Raw genomic sequence first — 18193 nt, forward strand, 5'->3', positions numbered from 1 at the left:
TCATCGGAACTCACATTGGCCCGAACGGTCAACCGCGGGCGACAGCGGCCGACCGGCACCGAGCGCGTACGGTGCCTGGCACGTGCGAATCCGGGCTGCTCAGGCTGATGGTGAAGGATATCCACAGCGGCGCGCACGCTCGCAACCGAGGCCGGTACGGTGGCCGCGTCGAACGGCCCGCCGCAGGTCCCCGCACGTAGGCGACCCGTGTCGCGGCGGTACGACGTGCCCGTGGAGATCACCTTCGGCTTCCCCCGCAACTTCGGCAGTGTGACTGTTCTCACAATATGAGATTTCGTAATAAGGCCGGTCGGGTGAACGATGCCGTATCCGTGTTCACTGCGCGAGCAGGCGGGCGTGCGGCGGCCTACTGGGGAGTATTGCCCGCTCATCGGCACGCTGACTCCAGGGGCCGGTTTGGTTCTGGCGGGGCGGAGCACGCATGATGCATTCGTGCCGACTCTCAGCGACCTCGTCGCCCGCCACACCGCTCTCGACGCGGCGGACCTCGACTGGCTGCACTCGCTGGTCTCCGACTGGCAACTGCTGGCCGACCTGTCGTTCGCCGACCTCATTCTGTGGGCGCCCCTACTGGGGGAGAACGGCTGGATCGCGATCGCCCAGATGCGCCCCACGACCGGGCCCACCGTCTACCACGACGACATCGTCGGTTCCGTGGCGGCCAAGGGCGAGCGCTATCTCATCGACACCGCGTGGAACGAGCGCCGCATCTGCCGCGAGGGCGACCCCGACTGGTCCACAGGCGTCCCGGTCAGGGAGGAGACGATCCCGGTCCGGCGCGCGGTGGAGGGCGGCGAAGGCCGCTTCCTGGCGGTGATCCAGCGCTCCACGAACCTGTCCTCCGCCCGTACGCCCTCCCGTCTGGAGCTGACGTACCTGCAGAGCGCCTCTGACCTGGCGCAGATGGTGGCCGAGGGCCGCTTCCCGTTCTCCGGCGAGGAGCCGATCCTGGTGCGTTCGCCGCGCGTCGGCGACGGCCTGCTGAGGCTCGACCGGGCCGGGCGCGTCACGTACGCCTCTCCGAACGCCCTGTCCGCCTACCGGCGGCTCGGCCTGCACGCCGACCTGGTCGGCGCCGAGCTGGGCCGAATCACCGCCACACTGTGCTACTCGGATGAGCCGATCAACGAAGACCTCATGATCGTGGCCAGCGGGCGCGCGGCCAAGGAGACCGAGGTCGAGTCCGGCGGGACGATCGTGCAGCTCAGGGCCATCCCGCTGATCGTCGGCGGCGGCCGCATCGGCGCGCTGGTGCTCATCAGGGACGTCACCGAGCTGCGGCGCCGCGAGCGCGAGCTGATGACCAAGGACGCCACCATCCGCGAGATCCACCACCGGGTGAAGAACAACCTGCAGACCGTGGCCGCGCTGCTCCGCCTGCAGGCGCGGCGCCTGCAGGTCCCGGAGGGCCGGGAGGCGCTGGAAGAGGCGGTACGCCGGGTCGGGTCGATCGCCATCGTGCACGAGACGCTGTCGCACGCCCCCGAGGAGTTCGTGGACTTCGACGAGATCGCCGACCGGGTGATCGCGATGGCGGGGGAGGTGTCGTCGCCGGAGGTCGCGGTCATGCCCCGGCGCGTCGGCGGGTTCGGCGTGCTGCCGTCGCTGATCGCCACACCGCTGGCCATGGCGCTGACCGAGCTGTTGCAGAACGCGTTGCAGCACGGGCGGCCCAAGCGGCTGGAGGTGGTGGTGGAGCCGGCGCTCGACCGGCTCAACGTCACCGTGTGGGACGACGGGCGAGGTCTGCCCGAGGGCTTCGACCTCGACAGCTCCACCAGCCTCGGCCTGCAGATCGTCCGTACGCTCGTCGAAGGGGAGCTGTCAGGCAGGATCTGCATCCAGCCGCGACTCGAAGGCGGCACGGAGGCCGTGTTGTCGATCCCGCTCCCGACGGGCGTGAGCCCCTGAAACGGCAGGTCAGGCGCTGGCGCGGGCCCGGGCGCGAGCCGAGCGGCGCTTGAACGCGCGGCGCTCGTCCTCGCTCAGACCGCCCCAAACGCCGGCGTCCTGGCCGGACTCCAGCGCCCACTTCAGGCAGGCGTCGACGGCCGAGCACGACCGGCAGACCTGCTTGGCCTCTTCGATCTGCATGAGGGCAGGGCCGGTGTTCCCGATCGGGAAGAACAGCTCGGGGTCCACGTCACGGCAGGCAGCTCGGTGGCGCCAGTCCATGCGTCCACTCCTTTGTAGATGAAGCCTTGTCGGCTCCGTGCGGCCACTACTTTGTGAAGAGTTTCACTAACTCACGCGAACAAGTACCCCAGATCCTTCTTCAGGACCGGGGGCTGCCCGCTGACGCCCTGGTAGAACCTATGGGGTTGTTAAAGGTCCTACGTTCCGACGTCAGTAGTGAGCTTTTCAGCCACGGAGAGTGCACGCAAGGGGGTTGGGGCGAAGTTTTGGCCGTTATGGATGTCGGATGCGTCACACAATGACCGAATGTAACCGGCTAGACCAGAACTTGTAACGCGTTCGGGGTAGACCGGAAAGTTACGGTTTCGCGTTCACCCAGGTAGTCCCCGTCCAGCTGAAAGGCCACGGGACGGTCCGCGGTGAGCGTGAACTCGGGCTCATCGTGCAGCTGAACGAGATGCCGGCCGGACGGAAGGGCATCACTCTCCGTGAGGATGTGCCGGATCACCGGCGTGAGCGAGATCAACCCCATGCGACGCAGCCCCAGCAGGTCGAGCCCCGTCTCGAAGCTCGCCCACGGGGTCGGCCGCACGGGCCTGCTCCTGACATATGTCCACGGTGAGGTGTTCGAAACGATCGCCATGAACACACCCCTGGCGGTCGGGATCCCCGGACCGGTCAGCGTCATCGCGGGATGGTGTTTGTCCGTGGCCAGATAGTGCCGTAGAGCCGTGTTCACATACCGGGTCGGGGTAGCTTTCCGGCCTGTGCCTCTCAGGCCCTCCACGGCCCGTACAACCTCGGCGTCGTACCCCATCCCCGAGCAGAACGTGAAGTACCTGCTCTGCCCCTCCCAGAGGGCCTGACCCAGGCCGACGGTCCTGCGCCGGCCGTCCCTGAGCGCCTCCAGCACCGCGCCCGTGGACTCCACCGGGTCGTTGGGCAGGCCGAGCGCACGGGCGAACACGTTCGCGCTGCCGCCGGGGATGACGATCAGCGCGGGCCGGCCGGTGCTCGGATCGTCGAGGAGCGGGGCGTCGTCGCCGTTGACCGGGTTGAGCAGGCCGTTGACGGTCTCGTTGATCGTCCCGTCGCCGCCCAGCACCGCCACTATGTCGTAGCCCTTGGCCAGGGAGGTGGCGGCCAGCGCAGCCGCGTGCCCCCGGTAGCGGGTCTCCTCGACGGTGAGCTCCACGGCCGCGCCGAGTGCGCGGATCAGCACGTCCCGCGTACGGGCGTTCGTCGTCGTGGCCTTGGGGTTCACCAGCAACATCGCGCGCATATCGCCAGCGTAGCCCGCGACAGCCGCCTTCCTTCATCGGCCGAATGTCCCATTTCTCCCAGATGCGCGGCGGGCGCTCCTGGCGGGCCCACCGGCCTGGGAACCGGCTGCGTGACGGGCCCTCCGGACGGCCCCGACCGGCCCGGGAAGGGGGCCGGTCGGCTGGTAGCGTACGGACGTGAATCGTCGTCCACTGACCCTCCTGCTCGCCGCCGCCATCGTCGCCCTGGAGGGTCTCGTCGCCCTCGGGCTCGGCCTCTTCGTCGCGGTGGAGGCGCTGATCGGAAAGCCTGACGACATGACGTCGGCCGTGGCCGTGGCCGCGTTCGGCGCGCTGGTCGGGGCCGGGCTGCTCTGGGTGGCCTGGGGCGGGCTGTTCAAGATGGAGCGGTGGGGGCGCTCACCTGGCGTGCTGGCCCAGATCTTCATGATGCCCGTCGCCGTCACGCTCATCCAGTCGGACCAACCCCAGCTCGGGATCCCGCTGATCGTGGTCGCCCTGGCCGGGCTGGCGACGCTGCTGGCGCCCCCCACCACCCACGCGCTCTACGGCGACGGTTAGTCACCACCCACGCGCTCTACGGCGATGGTTAGTCCTCGGCGGTCAGACCCTCGCGCAGCTGCGCCAGCGTGCGGGCCAGCAGACGCGAGACGTGCATCTGCGAGATGCCCAGCTCGGTGGCGATCTGCGACTGCGTCATGTTGCCGAAGAAACGCAGCAGCAGGATGCGCTTCTCCCGCGGCGGCAGCCGCTCGAGCAGGGGTTTGAGCGACTCGCGGTATTCGACGCCCTCGAGCGACTCGTCCACGATGCCGAGCGAGTCGGACACGGCAGGGGCGTCGTCGTCGCCGGAGTCCGGCGCGTCGAGCGAGACGGTGGAGTAGGCGTTGGCCGACTCCAGGCCCTCGAGCACCTCCTCCTCGGTCATCTTCAGGTAGGAGGCCAGCTCGGCCACCGTCGGGGCCCGGCCCTCGCGCTGCGACAGATCGCTTATGGCCTTGGTCAGCGAGAGCTTGAGCTCCTGCAGGCGGCGCGGCACGCGGACCGCCCAGCCCTTGTCGCGGAAGTGCCGCTTGATCTCGCCGACGATGGTGGGCGTGGCGTAGGTGGAGAACTCCACGCCGCGGTTGAGGTCGAAGCGGTCGATGGACTTGATCAGACCGATGGTGGCGACCTGAGTGAGGTCGTCGAGCCACTCGCCCCTGTTGCGGAAGCGGCGAGCGAGGTATTCGACCAGAGGAAGGTGGAGCTCGACCAGCTCGTCCCTGATGCGTTGGCGGCGCGGCTCCTCGGGTCCCAGCTCGGCCAGCTCGGCGAAGAGCTGACGGGCGCGCACCCTGTCGGGCACGGCGTGTTCGCTGGTGGCCATGGCTCCAGTCCTTTCCGTCACGCCGGCCCCGCCGTTCTTTGGGCCGCGCCTCGGCGCTTACGCAGGACGATCGCCATGCGATCGGGGGAGCCGGTCACCGCGTCGACATCGTCGGCCAGGGCGGTCAGCACCATCCAGGCGAAGTCGTCACGCTTGGGAGCGGAGCTTCCGACCGTCGCCACCTCGACCCTGACCTGCATCTCGTGCCCGGTCAACTCGAATTCGGCGGTCAGGTCGGTGCCAGGCACCGCTTCGCTCAGCAGCATGGCGCACGCCTCGTCGACCGCGATCCGCAGATCCTCGATCTCGTCCAGCGTGAAGTCCAGCCGCGCCGCCAGTCCGGCGGTGGCCGTACGCAACACAGACAGGTAGGCGCTCGCGGCGGGGAGCCTGATGCTCACCACGTCGCGGATGCCGGCCACGCCTTCCGCGCGCGTCTCGGTTTCCTCGGTCACGTTCCTCCTCGCGAATCCGACGCCAACTGCAACTTACCGCCCCGGAGAGGTGCTTGGACTATTCAGACTCGCCATCGACGGAAAAGGCTCTGTGCGGCCTGGGGCCGCACAGAGCCTTATGTGCCGTTTTAGGCGGCCTTGGTCGCCCAGAAGATCTTGGAGATTTCGTCGATCTTGCCCAGCAGGTCCTCGGCCTTGGCGACGTCGACGGTGCCCTTGGCGCCGGCGGCGCCCGCGAGCTTCGTGGCGTCCCAGAAGATCTGGTGAAGCTGGGGGTACTGCTCGAGGTGCGGCGGCTTGAAGTAGTCGGTCCACAGCACCCACAGGTGGTGCTTGACGAGCTCCGCGCGCTCCTCCTTGATGGTCAGCGCGCGGGCGCGGAAGACCGGGTCCTCGTTGGCCGCGTACTTTTCCATGATCGCCTTGACCGACTCCGCCTCGATGCGGGCCTGAGCGGGGTCGTAGACCCCACAGGGCAGGTCGCAGTGTGCGGAAGCGACATGCTTGGGTCGTAGCAGTCGTGCGAGCATCAGAAAGTCCTTCCTGGATGCTGAATCAGCTTGGTCCACAACCGACCTTACTCGGGTCGGAACGCCCGCGGAGTGGGGGGTCAGCGCGGATGAGAGTGCGTGTCGAAGGGGATTCCATGCGTCCCAGGCTGGTTCCCGGCGACTGGCTTCTTGTGCGCAGGAACGCCGCCGTCCACCCGGGTGACCTCGTGGTGGCCAGGCTTCCCGACGATCCGGACCGGCTGATCGTGAAGAGAGCCCAGTGGCACGGGGCGGACGGATGGTGGCTGGAGAGCGACAACCAGCGGGCCAGCGGGCGGCGCGACAGCTGGGACTTCGGGCCGGTCCACGACATCGTCGGGCGCGTCGTGCTGCGCTACTGGCCCCTGGTGAGAAGGCGGCGACGCTAGGCGCTTACGAGGCGCTTTTATGGCGGGCGCGGAAGGCGGCGACGCTAGGGGCTTACGAGGCGTTCTTGCGGCGGGCGCGGAAGGCGGCGACGTTGGCGCGGCTGGCGCAGCGGGCCGAGCAGTAGCGGCGGGAGCGGTTGGAGGAGGTGTCGAGGAAGGCCAGCCCGCAGCGGGGCTCACGGCAGCGGCCCAGCCGGTCCACGCCCAGTTCGGCCACGACCGCGGCCAGGCCCATCACGGCGGTGGCGGCGGGGTCCTCGGCCAGGTGGAGGTGCCAGTGACCGCCGTCGTGGTCGGTCAGCTGGGGACGTACGGGATACCGCACGAGCAGGGCGTTGAGCAGCTCCACCACGGCCCGCTCGGCACCGGCCGCGTCGAAGACCGCGGCCAGCTCGTCCCGCAGCCGCACCAGGTCGGGCGGAGGGGCGGGATCGTTGGCGAGGCGGACCGCCCACTCGGCGTAAGAGGTCAGGTCCATGCCGGAGTATTACACGAGCGGCGGGATGCCGGAGCACCCCGCCTGCTCGGATCGCTGCCGCTCCTGGTCGTCAGCCCTCGGGGTGCAGGACGCGGTGCAGGAACGTGCGGGTGCGTTCGTGACTGGGATTGCCGATCACCTTGGACGGCTCGCCGTCCTCGACGATCACGCCACCGTCCATGAACACCACCCGGTCGGCCACCTCGCGCGCGAACCCCATCTCGTGGGTGACCACGAGCATGGTCATGCCCTCCTCCGCCAGCTTGCGCATGACGGTGAGCACGTCGCCGACCAGCTCAGGGTCGAGCGCCGAGGTGGGCTCGTCGAACAACATCAGGTCCGGGTTCATGGCCAGCGCCCTGGCGATCGCCACTCGCTGCTGCTGCCCGCCGGACAGCTGGCCGGGGTAGGCGTCGCACTTCTCGGCGACCCCCACCTTGTTCAGGTTCTCCCTGGCGATGATCTCGGCCTCGTTCTTGCCCCTTCCCAGCACCCGCTGCTGGGCGATCATCACGTTCTGCAGCGCGGTGAGGTGCGGGAACAGGTTGAACTGCTGGAACACCATGCCGACGTGGCGCCGCGCCGCGTCGATGTCGGCGTCGGGGTCGGTCAGCTCGGCCCCATTGATGAACACCTGGCCCTTGGTGGGGACCTCCAGCATGTTCACGCACCGCAGCAGCGTGGACTTGCCCGAGCCCGAGGGCCCGATCACGCAGACGACCTGCCCGGGCTCGACCGTGAAGTCGATGCCCTTGAGCACCTCGTTGTCGCCGAAGTACTTGTGCAGATCCCGGATCTCTACGGCGTGCGTCACCGTTTCCTCCCCTGACGCGCTTCGAGGCGGCGGACCACGATGCCGAGCGGGATCGTGATCAGCAGGTAGGTGGCGCCCGCCACGATCAGCGGCGTGCTGTTGGCCTGGTCGATCGTCGTGTCGGAGCCGAACTTGGTCAGCTCGGTGGTCGCCGCGGTGACGCCCAGCGTGAAGACCAGCGAGGAGTCCTTGAACAGCAGGATCAGCTCGTTGGTCAGCGGCGGGATCACGATCCTGATGGCCTGCGGCAGGATGATCGAGATCATCGCCCGGGTCGGCTTCATGCCGAGCGACCTGGCCGCCTCCATCTGTCCCTTGGGCACCGCCTGGATGCCGGCGCGGAACGACTCGGCCATGTAGGCCGCGGCGACCAGGCCGAGGGCCAGCGCCACCGTGCCGTAGACGTCGCCGGGCAGGCTGAAGCCGGGGAACGCGATCGGCAGGCCGAACCCGAGCAGCAGGAAGATGATCAGCGCGGGCAGGCCGCGGAAGATCTCGATGTAGACCAGCGCCACCACCCGGTACGGCGCCACGGACGACAGCCGCATGAGCGCCAGCACCAGGCCCAGCACGAAGCCGATCGCGTAGCCGGCGAGGGTGAAGATCAGCGTGTTCTTCAGCGCGACCGTGAAGAGCGTGGGGAACATCCCCGCGGCGACGGGGCCGTTGAAGAAGTTCTCCGCGATCTTCGGCCAGTCGGCCAGCATCGCCACTGCCACCAGGACGGCGACGAAGACGGCGTACTGGACGCCGAGACTGATCTGGCGTCGTTTCCTGGGGCTGAGCCCGCTGCGCGCGGGCTCAGCCGAGATGGGCGTGTCCGCCATGGTCAGGAGGTGGGTGACGGCGTCGAGGCCGGAGCGGCGCCCATCCACTGCTCGTAGGCCTTCGTCCAGGTGCCGTCCTTGATCGCTGTGGCCAGGGACTCGTTGACGGCCTTGAGCAGCTCGGCGTTGCCCTTCTTCACCGCGAAGCCGTACTGGGCCTGGGTCGGGGTCTGGCCGGACAGCTCGTAGGCCGAGGAGATGTTCGGCTTCTTCATCCACTCGACGACGACGGGCAGGTCCTGCACCACCACGTCGACCTGGCCGGACTGGAGTGCGAGCAGGAGCTTGCCGGAGTCCTTGAACTCCTTGGGCTCGATGCCCTTGGACTTGGACAGGTCGAGGGCCGTGGTGCCGGCCTGCACGCCGACGCTCAGGCCCTTGGCCTTGGCGTCCTCGAGCGTGGGGATGCCCGCGCCCTTCTTGGTGACGAGGCCGAGGACCTCGTCGAAGTACGGCGAGGAGAAGTCGAGGTTCTGCTTGCGCTCATCGGTGATGGTCATGCCGGCGGCGGCGACGTCGCACTTGCCGGCGTTGAGCGCGGCACCACCCTTGATGGAGTCGAAGTCGATGTCGACGATCTCCTGGGTCACGCCCAGCTTCTTGGCCACCAGGTCGATCATGTCGACGTCAAAGCCGACGATCTTGCCGCTGGCGTCCTTCGACTGGAAGGGCGGGTACGGCAGGTTCGTGCACGTGGTCAGCTTGCCGGGGGAGACCAGCTGGACGCCGCCCGCGGCCGTGGCGCTCGCGGTCGTCGTCGCTCCGGAATCCGTGCTCGGTGACTCGCTCCCGCATGCGGACAGGGCGAAAACGGCGGTTAGCGCGAGCGCGCCGATGGCTGAGCCACGGCGGCCCTTAAGGCTGAGGGCCATGTACGGCCTCCTAGATGTGAATCTCGGGTTTTGTGCAGTTTAAGTGGGGTTTTGCACCGGTCCGTCATCAGCTGTTTAACGATGCGTCAACGGAACGGCGACGACGCCGACACCGAACACCATCTCACCATGTGGCACTATGGGGTCACGGGTGACCCCCGAACCCCCTCACGACGATGATCGCCGAGGGGATCCTGGCAGCTACCGAAGCCAGACCGCTCGCGCTCGTCCGCCGAAGGTTTCTTCCGCTTCCAACCGATCACAGGGGTCGCTGTGGCTGCCACGCCCGCTTCCGCATCCGTCGAAACACTCGATCTCGATCCGGCCTTCGCGCTGCACCGCGGCGGCAAGATCGAGGTTCGCTCCACCGTTCCCGTCCGCGACGCGGACGACCTGTCGCTCGCCTACACGCCCGGCGTCGCCCGGGTCTGCACGGCCATCGCCGAGACGCCCGCGCTGGTCAACGACTACACCTGGGTCTCCCGGGTGGTCGCCGTCGTCTCCGACGGCACCGCCGTGCTCGGCCTGGGCGACATCGGCCCGTCGGCCGCCATGCCGGTCATGGAGGGCAAGGCGCTGCTGTTCAAGGAGTTCGCGAACGTCGACGCCGTCCCCATCTGCCTTGACTGCACCGACGTGGACGCCCTCGTCGAGACCGTCGTGCGGCTGGCGCCGTCGTTCGGCGGCATCAACCTCGAGGACATCAGCGCGCCCCGCTGCTTCGAGATCGAGGCCCGCCTGCGCGACCTGCTCGACATCCCCGTCTTCCACGACGACCAGCACGGCACCGCCATCGTGGTGCTCGCCGCGCTGCAGAACGCCGCCCGCCTGACCGGCCGCCCGCTCGGCGATCTGCGCGCGGTCGTGGCCGGCGCCGGCGCCTCCGGCGTCGCGGTCACCCGCATCCTCCTGGAGGCCGGCATCGGCGACATCGCCGTCTCCGACTCCAAGGGCATGATCTACGAGGGCAGGGAGGGCCTCAACCCGTCCAAGGAGGCGCTGGCCCGCGACACCAACCGGGCCGGCCACACCGGCTCCACGGAGGAGGCCCTGGCGGGCGCCGACGTGTTCGTGGGCCTGTCCGGCTCCACCGTGTCCGAGCAGGCCATCGCGTCGATGGCGAAGGACGCGATCGTGTTCGCCCTGTCCAACCCGACCCCCGAGGTTCACCCCGAGGTGGCCGCCAGGCACGCCGCAGTGGTCGCAACCGGCCGCTCCGACTTCCCCAACCAGATCAACAACGTGCTGGCGTTCCCGGGCGTGTTCAGGGGCGCGCTGGACGTGCGAGCCTCGACCATCACCGAGAACATGAAGGTGGCCGCGGCCAACGCGCTGGCCGACGTCGTCGGAGACGACCGCGCGCCCGCGTACGTCATCCCCAGCCCGTTCGACGACCGCGTCGCCCCCGCCGTCACCGCCGCGGTCGCGGCCCAGGCCCGCGCCGACGGCGTCGCCCGCATCTAGGCACGTCAAGGCCGCTTTCCGATTGCTTGGCGTTGCCTTGGGTACGTGAGCTACTCGCCCGAGACCGAGCCGCCGGCCACCCGCCGCACACGCGGAGCCGGCGGCGCAAGCGAAGCGAGTTTGGACGTCCATTGGGAACTGCCATAAATCCTTTACGCAAGGTGCTATAACTGTAGCTCGCTGTAATGATGTGGGCGCCGGCTCCTGCGACAAGGAGAGCGATGGGACGCGAGCCGAATCGACTGCTGCAGCAGCTCATCGCGGAGGCGGGTTTTTCCCACAAGGGATTGGCCAGGCGCCTCAACGATCTGGGAGCCGCACGCGGTACCCCTGGTCTGAAGTACGACCACAGCTCGGTATTGCGCTGGATCGGTGGCCAGCGCCCGAGGGACCCGGTGCCCTGCCTGCTGACGGAGCTCTTCGCGCTCCGGCTCGGCAGGCGGGTCACCTCGGAAGACCTCGGAATGCCGGCGATCATTACACCCCTCGATCTCGGGCAGGAGTTCACGCACACGTGGCAGGAGGGGGTCGCGACTGTGACCGCGCTGTGGCGGGCCGACGTAGAGAGACGGAGGTTTCTGATCGACTCGACGTTCGCAATAGGAGCAGGCTCCATAGGAGCCATGCGCTGGTTGACGTCCCCGTTAGAGGGACATCCGAGCGGCAGGGGGATACGGCGCGTGGGTAGCGCCGAGATCGCCGCCATCCACGAGGTCACCCGGTCCTTCGGTGAGCTCGACAACCGCTTCGGCAGCGGCCGCGTGCGGACGTCCGTGGTCAAATACCTCGACAGTGCCGTCACGCCCCTGCTCAAGGACGGCTCGTACGGCGAGGCGACCGGCCGCCGCCTGGCGTCCGCGGCCGCAGAGCTGACCCGGCTGGCCGGCTGGATGGCGTACGACATGGAGCAGCACGGGCTCGCCCAGCGCTACCTCATCCAGGCACTCCGCCTGGCCAGGGGCGCCGAGGACCACACGCTCGGCGGCGAGATCCTGGCCGGAATGGCCCACCAGGCCATCTACGTGGGCCAGCCGGCCCACGCCCTCGACCTGGCCAGAGCGGCCCAGCTCGCGGCCCGCAGCGCGGGCGTGAACACCCTGCTGGCCTCCGCCCACGTCCTGGAGGCCCACGCCCACGCCGGCCGCGGTGACGCCCGCTCCTGCGGCGCCTCACTGCACGCGGCCGAACGCGCCTTCGACGCCCGCAGACCCGTCGACGAACCCCGGTGGCTGAGCTACTTCGACGAGGCGTACCTGTCGGCGAAGTTCGCCCACTGCTTCCGTGACCTGGGGGAGGGGGAGCGGGCCGTACGGTATGCGCGGCGCTCGCTCGACATGGACTCCCGGTACGTGCGTGGGCGGATGTTCAACCTGTCCCTGCTGGCCGCCGGGCTGGTGCAGTGCGGGGAGCTGGAGGAGGCGTGCTCCATTGCCGGGACGGCCATGGCGATGGCGGAGGAGTTGCAGTCGGTGCGGTCGCGGTCGTACGCGGCGGATCTGCGGAGGCGGCTGCAGCCTCACAAGAACGAGCGGGTGGTGAGGGTGCTGCGGGAGCGGACCCGAGAGCTCACCTCCGCGTGAATCGGTCACCCGAAACGGGAACGGCCCGGAGCTCTTCTCCCCGCTCCGGGCCGTTTCTTACCGGGTGCCCACCGTCTACTGGAGAAGCTCGCCCTTGGGACCAACGATCACCTTGGTCTCCGCGTAGCTGGCCTTGTTGTAGACAGCGGCCACCTCACCGTCGAAGTACGCCGAGCTGATGTAGTCGATCCGGTCGTTGCCGTCCTGGTCGTGGAACACGCTGGTCACGCCGTTGACGTAGCCGGTGCGCTTGTTGTTGTCGTACCGCAGGAGCCAGGGGCCGCCGTCGGCGCCGGGCGTCATGGAGCACTTCAGGACCTGGTGGGTCTCCGCCTTGAACGTGTTGACCTGGTACGTCTTGGTGCCGGTCTTGCCGATGCAGTACTTGGGCGTGAGGCCGGTGTAGGGCTTGTCGCCGTCGGGCTGGTGGGCGCTCGGGTAGCCGAAGACGGTCACCTTCTGGCCCATCGGCTGGTTCCAGGCGAAGCCCTGACCGCCGACGACGTCACCGAGGCGGCCCAGGTTCTTGGCGATGCCCACGGTGAAGACGGTCTTGTAGTAAAGGGTCTTCGTCGACTCCTTGACCCAGTATCCGAGGAAGTAGTGGGTGATCGTGTAATTGCCCAGAGCGTCGATCTTGCGATATCCGAGACCCTTGTACGCCTCGTATTCGGACTTCGTCACATGGTCGACGACGGTCTTGAGCGGCTCCTGGGCTCCGTTGCCGTTCCCGGTCGGGGCCTTGTCATACTCTTCCTTGGAGACTTCCTTGAACGCGCGCTTCTTGTCCGGATAGTCGGGGCCGACGACGTCGCTGGTCGTCGCGAGCTTGGCCCAGCAGTCCGGCGTTTCGCCGCCATGCAGGTCAACGCACTTGGTGTACTTGGCCTGGGTGATCTGGGCGTCCTGCGCCCACTTGTCGCCCAGCCACTTGTCGTACTCGGCCTTGCTCACCTGCTTGGAACCGGCGAGGGAGAAGCCGTTGTGAACCGCGACGAAGGCGTAGTCGCCGTCGTAGTCGTCGTAGGTGTCGAGGTCGTAGGCGGTGAAGGCGTACGCGCCCACGTAGATGCCCCAAGGAGCCATGCCCTGGTAGTAGCCGGGGACGAAGACCCACTTGCGGAAGACGTCCTTGCCCTTCTCGTACACGCAGTGTCCAGCGGTGACGACCAGGTTGCGGTGCCGGGACTGGATCGAGGTGGCCGAGCACCAGCGGTATCTGCCGGCCTGGTCGAGGAAGAAGACCTTGCCGATCGTCTTCGGCAGGTTGACGTTCTTGACCTTGGTGGCGGCCGCCACATTGCCCGTGGGGGCGGTCATGCCGGGCTTGCCGTCGTCGGGGGTGTTGCTCTGAGCGCCCACGAGCTTGGGGACGTTCTTGAAGTCCCAGTAGTACTGCGTGGCCTTGCGCAGAGCGGCTCCGTTGGCGTCGAGCCAGAAGTTGGCGCTGCTGTAGGCGTCGGCGGGCTTCGGTGTCAGGGGGTCAGTGGCCCAGTGCGGTTCCGCGTTGGCGGGAAGGGCGAGGGTGGCGGCGCTCAAGCCGGCAGCGGCGAGGGGGATGAGCAGGCGCTTCAACAGAGGCTCCACAACGGTTGTCAAGAAAGAGTGTAAAGACCCTATCGACCCATTAGTCACTCTGGTAAGAGGTCTTCTCACTTTTTTCACCACATAGGCCGAAGGGCCCGGCAGAAGCCGAGCCCTTCGGGTAAAGCAGTGGTCTGAGGTTTGGACCCCCAGCTCCAGCCAATCTGGGACTTAGCCCAGCTTGCCGGACCACAGGTTGGCAGCAGCCTTGTAGACAGCAGCCGTCTCGCCGTCGAAGTACGCCGAGAAGATCGTGTCGTAGCGGTTGTTGCCGTCCAGGTCGCCGAACGCAGCGGTGGTGACACCGTTGACGTAGCCGAGACGCTTGGTGTTGCTGTACTTGAGCAGCCACGCCGAGCCGTTGTAACCCGGGGTGACGGCGCACTTCAGCGAGACGAGCTCCTCAGCCTTGATGGCCGCGATCACGTTCGCCTTGGCGGACGTCTTGTTGTAGCACCACTTCGGCGTCACGCCCGAGTAGGGCTTGTCGCCGTCGCCGTGCTCGCCACCCGGGTACCCGAAGGTGCGGACGTACTTGCCGGTCGGCTGGTTCCAGGCGAAGCCCTGACCGCCCACGTTGTCGCCGAGGCGACCGACGTCCTTGCTGAAGCCGTCGAGGACGTAGAAGACCGTCTTGTAGTACTTCACCGTGGTGGTGCGCTTGACGAAGTACTTCAGGTAGTAGTGGGTGATGGTGTACGTACCATCGGCCTCCTTGATCCGGTAGCCCGGACCCTTGTAGCCGAGGTACTCCGACTCCGTCACGTTCTCCTTGACGGTCTCGGCCACCTGAGAGCCGTTGCCGGTCTTACCCGCAGCGGCAGTCCACTCGTCCTTGCTGACTTCCTTCTTGACCTCGATGGCGCCCGGGTAGGTGGGACCAACCAGGTCGTCGTAGTCGGACGTCTTGGCGTAGCAGTCAGCCGTCTCGCCGCCGTTGAAGTCCTTGCACTTGTCGTACTCGGACTTGGAGATCTCGACCTCGAAGGCGTCCTTGATGCCCTCGTACTTGTCCCAGTCCGCCTTCGAAACGACCTTCTTCTGGCCGTTCGTCAGGCGGATGCCGTTGTAAACGGTGACGAACGCGTAGTCGCGGTCGTAGTCCTCGTAGTTGGAGAAGTCGTAGTGGGTGAAGGCCTGCTTACCCACGTAGATGCCCCAGTTGGCCTTGCCCTGGAAGTAACCGGGGACAAAGACCCACTTGTTGAGGACGTGCCCGTTCCCACCAGGCTGGTACACGCAGTGACCGGCCGTGGAGACCAGGTTGCGGTACTTGGCCTGGATGGAGGTGGCGGAGCACCAGTACAGCTTGCCGTCAGTGCCCTCGAAGAAAACCTTGCCGATGGACTTCGGCACGTTCACGTTCTGGACCTTGGCGGCGGTCTTCTTCTCCTCGCCAATCGGGGCGGTCGACCCCGGCTTGGTGTCGGCGGTATAGCCGCCCGTCTGAACGAGCTTGTTGACTTCCTTGTAGTCGTAGCGGTAGACGGTCGCGGCCTTGAGGGCAGCGCCGTTCGCCTTGAGCCAGAAGTCGACGGTCTCGGCGACCTTGTTGCTCGGGGCCAGCGGGTCGGTGTCGACGACGCCCGAGGCGGAAGCCGTGCCGGCCAGACCAGCAGCCAGCAGACCGGTGGCCAGAATGGCGCCACCGGCGGGGAGGAGGATGCGCTTCAAGATGAACTCCTTGCGCTGTCGTGGAACGCCTCTTGCGTCCCATGCGTCAGTAAAGGGATAGCCAGGAACATACAGTGTCGATCTTGAACTCGGGTAGTCGCTTTGAGAGGAAAAGATGCGACAAGCCGGGCGTAACCGTTCTGTGATGTTTAAGTTGCCGATGCGCAAGGGTGAGAAGGGTTCGTCTCGCGACCATTTGCCCTGATCAACATAAGGAAGTTGTCAATGTGGTCGCCGGGGCTGTGGTGCTCTCCTGATCCGGCCCAAGAGGGATGTGTGACACAGATCACACTGGATTGAGGGCACCGTATGGGCGCGCCATGCGTCCAAGCGCCTTCACTTCTGGGACCGGATAGCAAAAGGGCCCGGCGGCGCCGAGCCCTTTTGCTTCTTGCAGTGTGACACGAACGGTCTAGGACCGATCGCTGATCGTCACTAGACGATCTTGCCGGACCACGAGGCCGCGGCTGCCTTGTAGACCACGTTGGTCTCACCGTCGAAGTAAGGCGAGGAGACGTAGTCCACGCGGCCGTTGCCGTCCTGGTCGTTGAAGGTGCTGATGACACCGTTCACGTAGCCGAGACGCTTGGCGTTGCTGTACTTGTACAGGAACGGGCCACCGTCGGCGCCCTCGGTCATGGCGCACTTGAGGGCGACGTGCTCCTCGATCTTCTTGGCGGCGGAGCCCACCAGCTTCGAGGTGGTCTTGCCGTAGCACCACTTCGGCGTCACGCCCGTGTAGGCCTTGTTGCCGTCGGGGTGCCTCGCGGCCGGGTAGCCGAACACGCGGACGTACTTGCCGGTGGGCTGGTTCCAGGCAAAGCCCTGCCCGCCGACGTTGTCGCCGAGACGGCCGGCGTCCTTGACGTAGCCCTCGATGATGAAGAACGTCGTCCGGTAGTACTTGACCTCGGTGGTCCGCTTCACCCAGTAGCGAAGGAAGTAATGGGTAATCGTGTAGTTACCCTTTGCGTCCTTGATCTGGTAGCCGGGGCCCTTGTAGGCCTTGTACTCCGACTCCGTCACATGCTCCGTGACCGGCTCGCCGAACTTGGAGCCGTTGCCCGGCTCGGCGACCTTGGAGGCCTCGTACTGCTCCTTGGTGACTTCCTTCTTGGTCTCGATGGCGCCCGTGTAGTTCGGGCCCACCAAGTCGTCGTAGTCAGTCGTCTTGGCCCAGCAGTCCGGGGTCTCGCCGCCGTTGTAGTCCTTGCACTTCTGGTACTCGGCCTGAGTGATGGGCTCGTCCTTGGCATCCTTGATGCCCGGGTACTTGTCCCACTCCTCCTTGGTGACCTTCTTCGGCGTGCCGTTGCCGATGGAGACACCGTTGTACACGGTAACGAACGCGTAGTCGCGGTCGTAGTCCTCGTACGTGTCGAAGTCGTAGTGGGTGAAGGCCTGCTTACCCACGTAGATGCCCCAGTTGGCCTTGCCCTGGTAGTAGCCGGGGACGAAGACCCACTTGGACACAACCTCGGTGTTGTTGGCCGTGTCGTAGACGCAGTGACCGGCCGTGGCCACGAGGTTGCGGTACTTGGACTGGATCGAAGTGGCCGAGCACCACTTCTTCTCGCCCTTGCTGTTGACGAAGAACACCTTGCCGATGGTCTTCGGCATGTTGACGTTCTGGACCTTGGAGGTCGTCTTCTTCTCTTCGCCGATCGGAGCGGTCGAGCCCGGCTTGGTGTCCGAGCTGTAGCCGCCCTTGCTCTGCAGCTTGGCCACGTCGGACTTGGTCCAGACGTCGGACTCGGTCGCGGCCTTAAGGGCAGCACCGTTGTTCTCCGCCCAGAACTGGGCGATGGCCTTCGCGTTGGCCGCGCTCGTCGCCATCGGGTCGGAGGCGGTCGTCTGGTCGGCCTGGGCCGCACCGGCCAGGCCGGCGGCGAGAAGGCCGGTAGCCATGATGGCGCCACCGGCGGGGATGAGGATGCGCTTCAAGGGAACTGCTCCTTGCTCTGTCGTGGGTCGCAACATGCGTCCCATGCGTCAGTAAAGGGATAGCAAGGAACATAGCGTGGTGATCTCCGCAGGTGGAACCCGGTTTGGACGATCTGGTAGGCGCCGTTACCCGCGTTACTGTGCTGTTATCTGTCAGAGGCCTAGCCGTGTTGTTATCGGAAGGAGATGTTTTTGCAGGGTACGCGGGGGGCGTGGTGGATGGGACCAAAGTTCCGTTAGTGCGATGTTGCACACAGTAGCCGCTTGATTGTGTCCCAGATCCAGGAACCAGATTGAGCGCTGCTCCGTCTAACATGCTCTGGCGTTCACAGGTGATCTTCAGGTATGGCCCAAGAATGTTCGCATTCATCCTGTATGTCCGCTTTGTGTCCATGTTGGGACCGTATGTGGAGAGGCCCGGAAGCTCCGGAACGGAGATGCGGCGCGTCTCCCGAGGAGAGAACTGCCCGTGGTCGTCGCTGTGGTGGATATTCGGTAGATCCGTTTTCCTGGCCGCTTGTACTGTGACGCGACCAAGCGTTTGTCAGGGGAGGGGATCATGCGCGTGCACTATCCGCGTACCCCTCATCTCCCCTGGTCGCCTGGCGCGACGCCGGACGATGTGCGAGCAGGTGACCTGTCCGGGATGCGCGGGCGGGAGGTCGTGGTCACCGAGAAGCTCGATGGGGAGAACACCACCCTGTACGCCGACGGCCTGCACGCTCGATCGCTGGATTCGGGGCACCATCCTTCGCGGGCGTGGGTGAAGCAGC

18 protein-coding genes are annotated in these 18193 nt (G+C 66.6%); 6 read left to right on the plus strand and 12 right to left on the minus strand.

Going from position 1 to position 18193, the window contains the following annotated elements; all coding sequences use genetic code 11:
* Positions 1 to 453: 453 nt before the first annotated feature.
* Positions 454 to 1932 carry a PAS domain-containing sensor histidine kinase gene (locus ETD86_RS22280; RefSeq protein ID WP_138668093.1) on the plus strand — a complete coding sequence of 493 codons (1479 nt, stop codon included), beginning with the start codon at positions 454 to 456 and terminating at the stop codon, positions 1930 to 1932.
* 9 nt (positions 1933 to 1941) lie between these two features.
* On the opposite strand, the gene ETD86_RS22285 is transcribed toward ETD86_RS22280, so the two are convergent.
* Complete coding sequence (locus ETD86_RS22285; RefSeq protein WP_138668094.1) at positions 1942 to 2196, minus strand: WhiB family transcriptional regulator; 255 nt, start codon at positions 2194 to 2196, stop codon at positions 1942 to 1944.
* A 277-nt stretch (positions 2197 to 2473) separates the two neighbouring features.
* Entirely contained in the window at positions 2474 to 3439 is a 966-nt protein-coding gene (locus ETD86_RS22290) for a diacylglycerol/lipid kinase family protein (RefSeq protein WP_138668095.1), read from the minus strand.
* A gap of 178 nt (positions 3440 to 3617) precedes the next feature.
* Between ETD86_RS22290 and ETD86_RS22295 the strand changes: the two genes are divergently transcribed.
* Positions 3618 to 4001 (plus strand): hypothetical protein, encoded by a 384-nt coding sequence (locus tag ETD86_RS22295; RefSeq protein WP_138668096.1) that lies wholly within the window; start codon positions 3618 to 3620, stop codon positions 3999 to 4001.
* A gap of 28 nt (positions 4002 to 4029) precedes the next feature.
* Here ETD86_RS22295 and ETD86_RS22300 read toward each other — a convergent pair whose 3' ends face one another.
* The 3 genes from ETD86_RS22300 to sodN all read right to left on the minus strand — a co-directional run bounded on the left by ETD86_RS22300 (position 4030) and on the right by sodN (position 5794).
* Positions 4030 to 4809 (minus strand): RNA polymerase sigma factor SigF, encoded by a 780-nt coding sequence (locus ETD86_RS22300; protein ID WP_020544159.1) that lies wholly within the window; start codon positions 4807 to 4809, stop codon positions 4030 to 4032.
* Positions 4810 to 4826: 17 nt separating this feature from the next.
* Positions 4827 to 5264 (minus strand): ATP-binding protein, encoded by a 438-nt coding sequence (locus tag ETD86_RS22305; protein ID WP_138668097.1) that lies wholly within the window; start codon positions 5262 to 5264, stop codon positions 4827 to 4829.
* A 128-nt stretch (positions 5265 to 5392) separates the two neighbouring features.
* Positions 5393 to 5794 carry a superoxide dismutase, Ni gene (gene sodN, locus ETD86_RS22310; RefSeq protein ID WP_138668098.1) on the minus strand — a complete coding sequence of 134 codons (402 nt, stop codon included), beginning with the start codon at positions 5792 to 5794 and terminating at the stop codon, positions 5393 to 5395.
* A gap of 89 nt (positions 5795 to 5883) precedes the next feature.
* Between sodN and ETD86_RS22315 the strand changes: the two genes are divergently transcribed.
* A complete protein-coding gene (locus ETD86_RS22315) occupies positions 5884 to 6183 on the plus strand; it encodes a S24 family peptidase (protein ID WP_138668099.1) in 300 nt (99 codons plus the stop codon).
* Between the two features lie 52 nt (positions 6184 to 6235).
* Here ETD86_RS22315 and ETD86_RS22320 read toward each other — a convergent pair whose 3' ends face one another.
* From ETD86_RS22320 to ETD86_RS22335, 4 genes are all read right to left on the minus strand, one after another.
* A complete protein-coding gene (locus ETD86_RS22320) occupies positions 6236 to 6661 on the minus strand; it encodes a CGNR zinc finger domain-containing protein (protein ID WP_138668100.1) in 426 nt (141 codons plus the stop codon).
* A gap of 70 nt (positions 6662 to 6731) precedes the next feature.
* Positions 6732 to 7475 (minus strand): amino acid ABC transporter ATP-binding protein, encoded by a 744-nt coding sequence (locus ETD86_RS22325; RefSeq protein ID WP_138668101.1) that lies wholly within the window; start codon positions 7473 to 7475, stop codon positions 6732 to 6734.
* A complete protein-coding gene (locus tag ETD86_RS22330; RefSeq protein ID WP_138668102.1) occupies positions 7472 to 8302 on the minus strand; it encodes an amino acid ABC transporter permease in 831 nt (276 codons plus the stop codon). Before ETD86_RS22330 ends, ETD86_RS22325 begins: the two co-directional genes overlap by 4 nt.
* 2 nt (positions 8303 to 8304) lie before the next feature.
* Positions 8305 to 9174 carry an ABC transporter substrate-binding protein gene (locus ETD86_RS22335; RefSeq protein ID WP_138668103.1) on the minus strand — a complete coding sequence of 290 codons (870 nt, stop codon included), beginning with the start codon at positions 9172 to 9174 and terminating at the stop codon, positions 8305 to 8307.
* A 273-nt stretch (positions 9175 to 9447) separates the two neighbouring features.
* On the opposite strand from ETD86_RS22335, the gene ETD86_RS22340 reads away from it, so the two are divergent.
* Positions 9448 to 10638, plus strand: coding sequence for an NAD(P)-dependent malic enzyme (locus tag ETD86_RS22340; RefSeq protein ID WP_138668104.1), 1191 nt, complete (start codon positions 9448 to 9450; stop codon positions 10636 to 10638).
* Between the two features lie 221 nt (positions 10639 to 10859).
* On the plus strand, positions 10860 to 12218 hold the full coding sequence (locus ETD86_RS22345) for an NsdA family TPR-like regulatory protein (RefSeq protein ID WP_138668105.1): 1359 nt from the start codon (positions 10860 to 10862) through the stop codon (positions 12216 to 12218).
* Between the two features lie 75 nt (positions 12219 to 12293).
* Here ETD86_RS22345 and ETD86_RS22350 read toward each other — a convergent pair whose 3' ends face one another.
* The 3 genes from ETD86_RS22350 to ETD86_RS22360 all read right to left on the minus strand — a co-directional run bounded on the left by ETD86_RS22350 (position 12294) and on the right by ETD86_RS22360 (position 17420).
* Positions 12294 to 13793 carry a trypsin-like serine peptidase gene (locus tag ETD86_RS22350; RefSeq protein ID WP_138668106.1) on the minus strand — a complete coding sequence of 500 codons (1500 nt, stop codon included), beginning with the start codon at positions 13791 to 13793 and terminating at the stop codon, positions 12294 to 12296.
* A gap of 180 nt (positions 13794 to 13973) precedes the next feature.
* A complete protein-coding gene (locus ETD86_RS22355) occupies positions 13974 to 15476 on the minus strand; it encodes a trypsin-like serine peptidase (protein WP_138668107.1) in 1503 nt (500 codons plus the stop codon).
* A gap of 435 nt (positions 15477 to 15911) precedes the next feature.
* Entirely contained in the window at positions 15912 to 17420 is a 1509-nt protein-coding gene (locus ETD86_RS22360) for a trypsin-like serine peptidase (protein ID WP_138668108.1), read from the minus strand.
* A 559-nt stretch (positions 17421 to 17979) separates the two neighbouring features.
* On the opposite strand from ETD86_RS22360, the gene ETD86_RS22365 reads away from it, so the two are divergent.
* The coding region (locus tag ETD86_RS22365) for an RNA ligase family protein (protein ID WP_170223210.1) at positions 17980 to 18193 on the plus strand (214 nt) is incomplete at its 3' end.

Origin of the sequence: Nonomuraea turkmeniaca (genome assembly GCF_005889735.1) — a bacterium.
GTDB classification, from domain to species: domain Bacteria; phylum Actinomycetota; class Actinomycetes; order Streptosporangiales; family Streptosporangiaceae; genus Nonomuraea; species Nonomuraea turkmeniaca.

What these genes read in the sequence shown, in the direction of transcription:
- ETD86_RS22320 (WP_138668100.1), bottom strand. Translation starts at nt 6,661, where the DNA reads ATGGACCTGACCTCTTACGCCGAGTGGGCGGTCCGCCTCGCCAACGAT.
- ETD86_RS22290 (WP_138668095.1), bottom strand. Translation starts at nt 3,439, where the DNA reads ATGCGCGCGATGTTGCTGGTGAACCCCAAGGCCACGACGACGAACGCC.
- ETD86_RS22335 (WP_138668103.1), bottom strand. Translation starts at nt 9,174, where the DNA reads ATGGCCCTCAGCCTTAAGGGCCGCCGTGGCTCAGCCATCGGCGCGCTC.
- ETD86_RS22300 (WP_020544159.1), bottom strand. Translation starts at nt 4,809, where the DNA reads ATGGCCACCAGCGAACACGCCGTGCCCGACAGGGTGCGCGCCCGTCAG.
- ETD86_RS22345 (WP_138668105.1), top strand. Translation starts at nt 10,860, where the DNA reads ATGGGACGCGAGCCGAATCGACTGCTGCAGCAGCTCATCGCGGAGGCG.
- ETD86_RS22315 (WP_138668099.1), top strand. Translation starts at nt 5,884, where the DNA reads ATGAGAGTGCGTGTCGAAGGGGATTCCATGCGTCCCAGGCTGGTTCCC.
- ETD86_RS22285 (WP_138668094.1), bottom strand. Translation starts at nt 2,196, where the DNA reads ATGGACTGGCGCCACCGAGCTGCCTGCCGTGACGTGGACCCCGAGCTG.
- sodN (WP_138668098.1), bottom strand. Translation starts at nt 5,794, where the DNA reads ATGCTCGCACGACTGCTACGACCCAAGCATGTCGCTTCCGCACACTGC.
- ETD86_RS22330 (WP_138668102.1), bottom strand. Translation starts at nt 8,302, where the DNA reads ATGGCGGACACGCCCATCTCGGCTGAGCCCGCGCGCAGCGGGCTCAGC.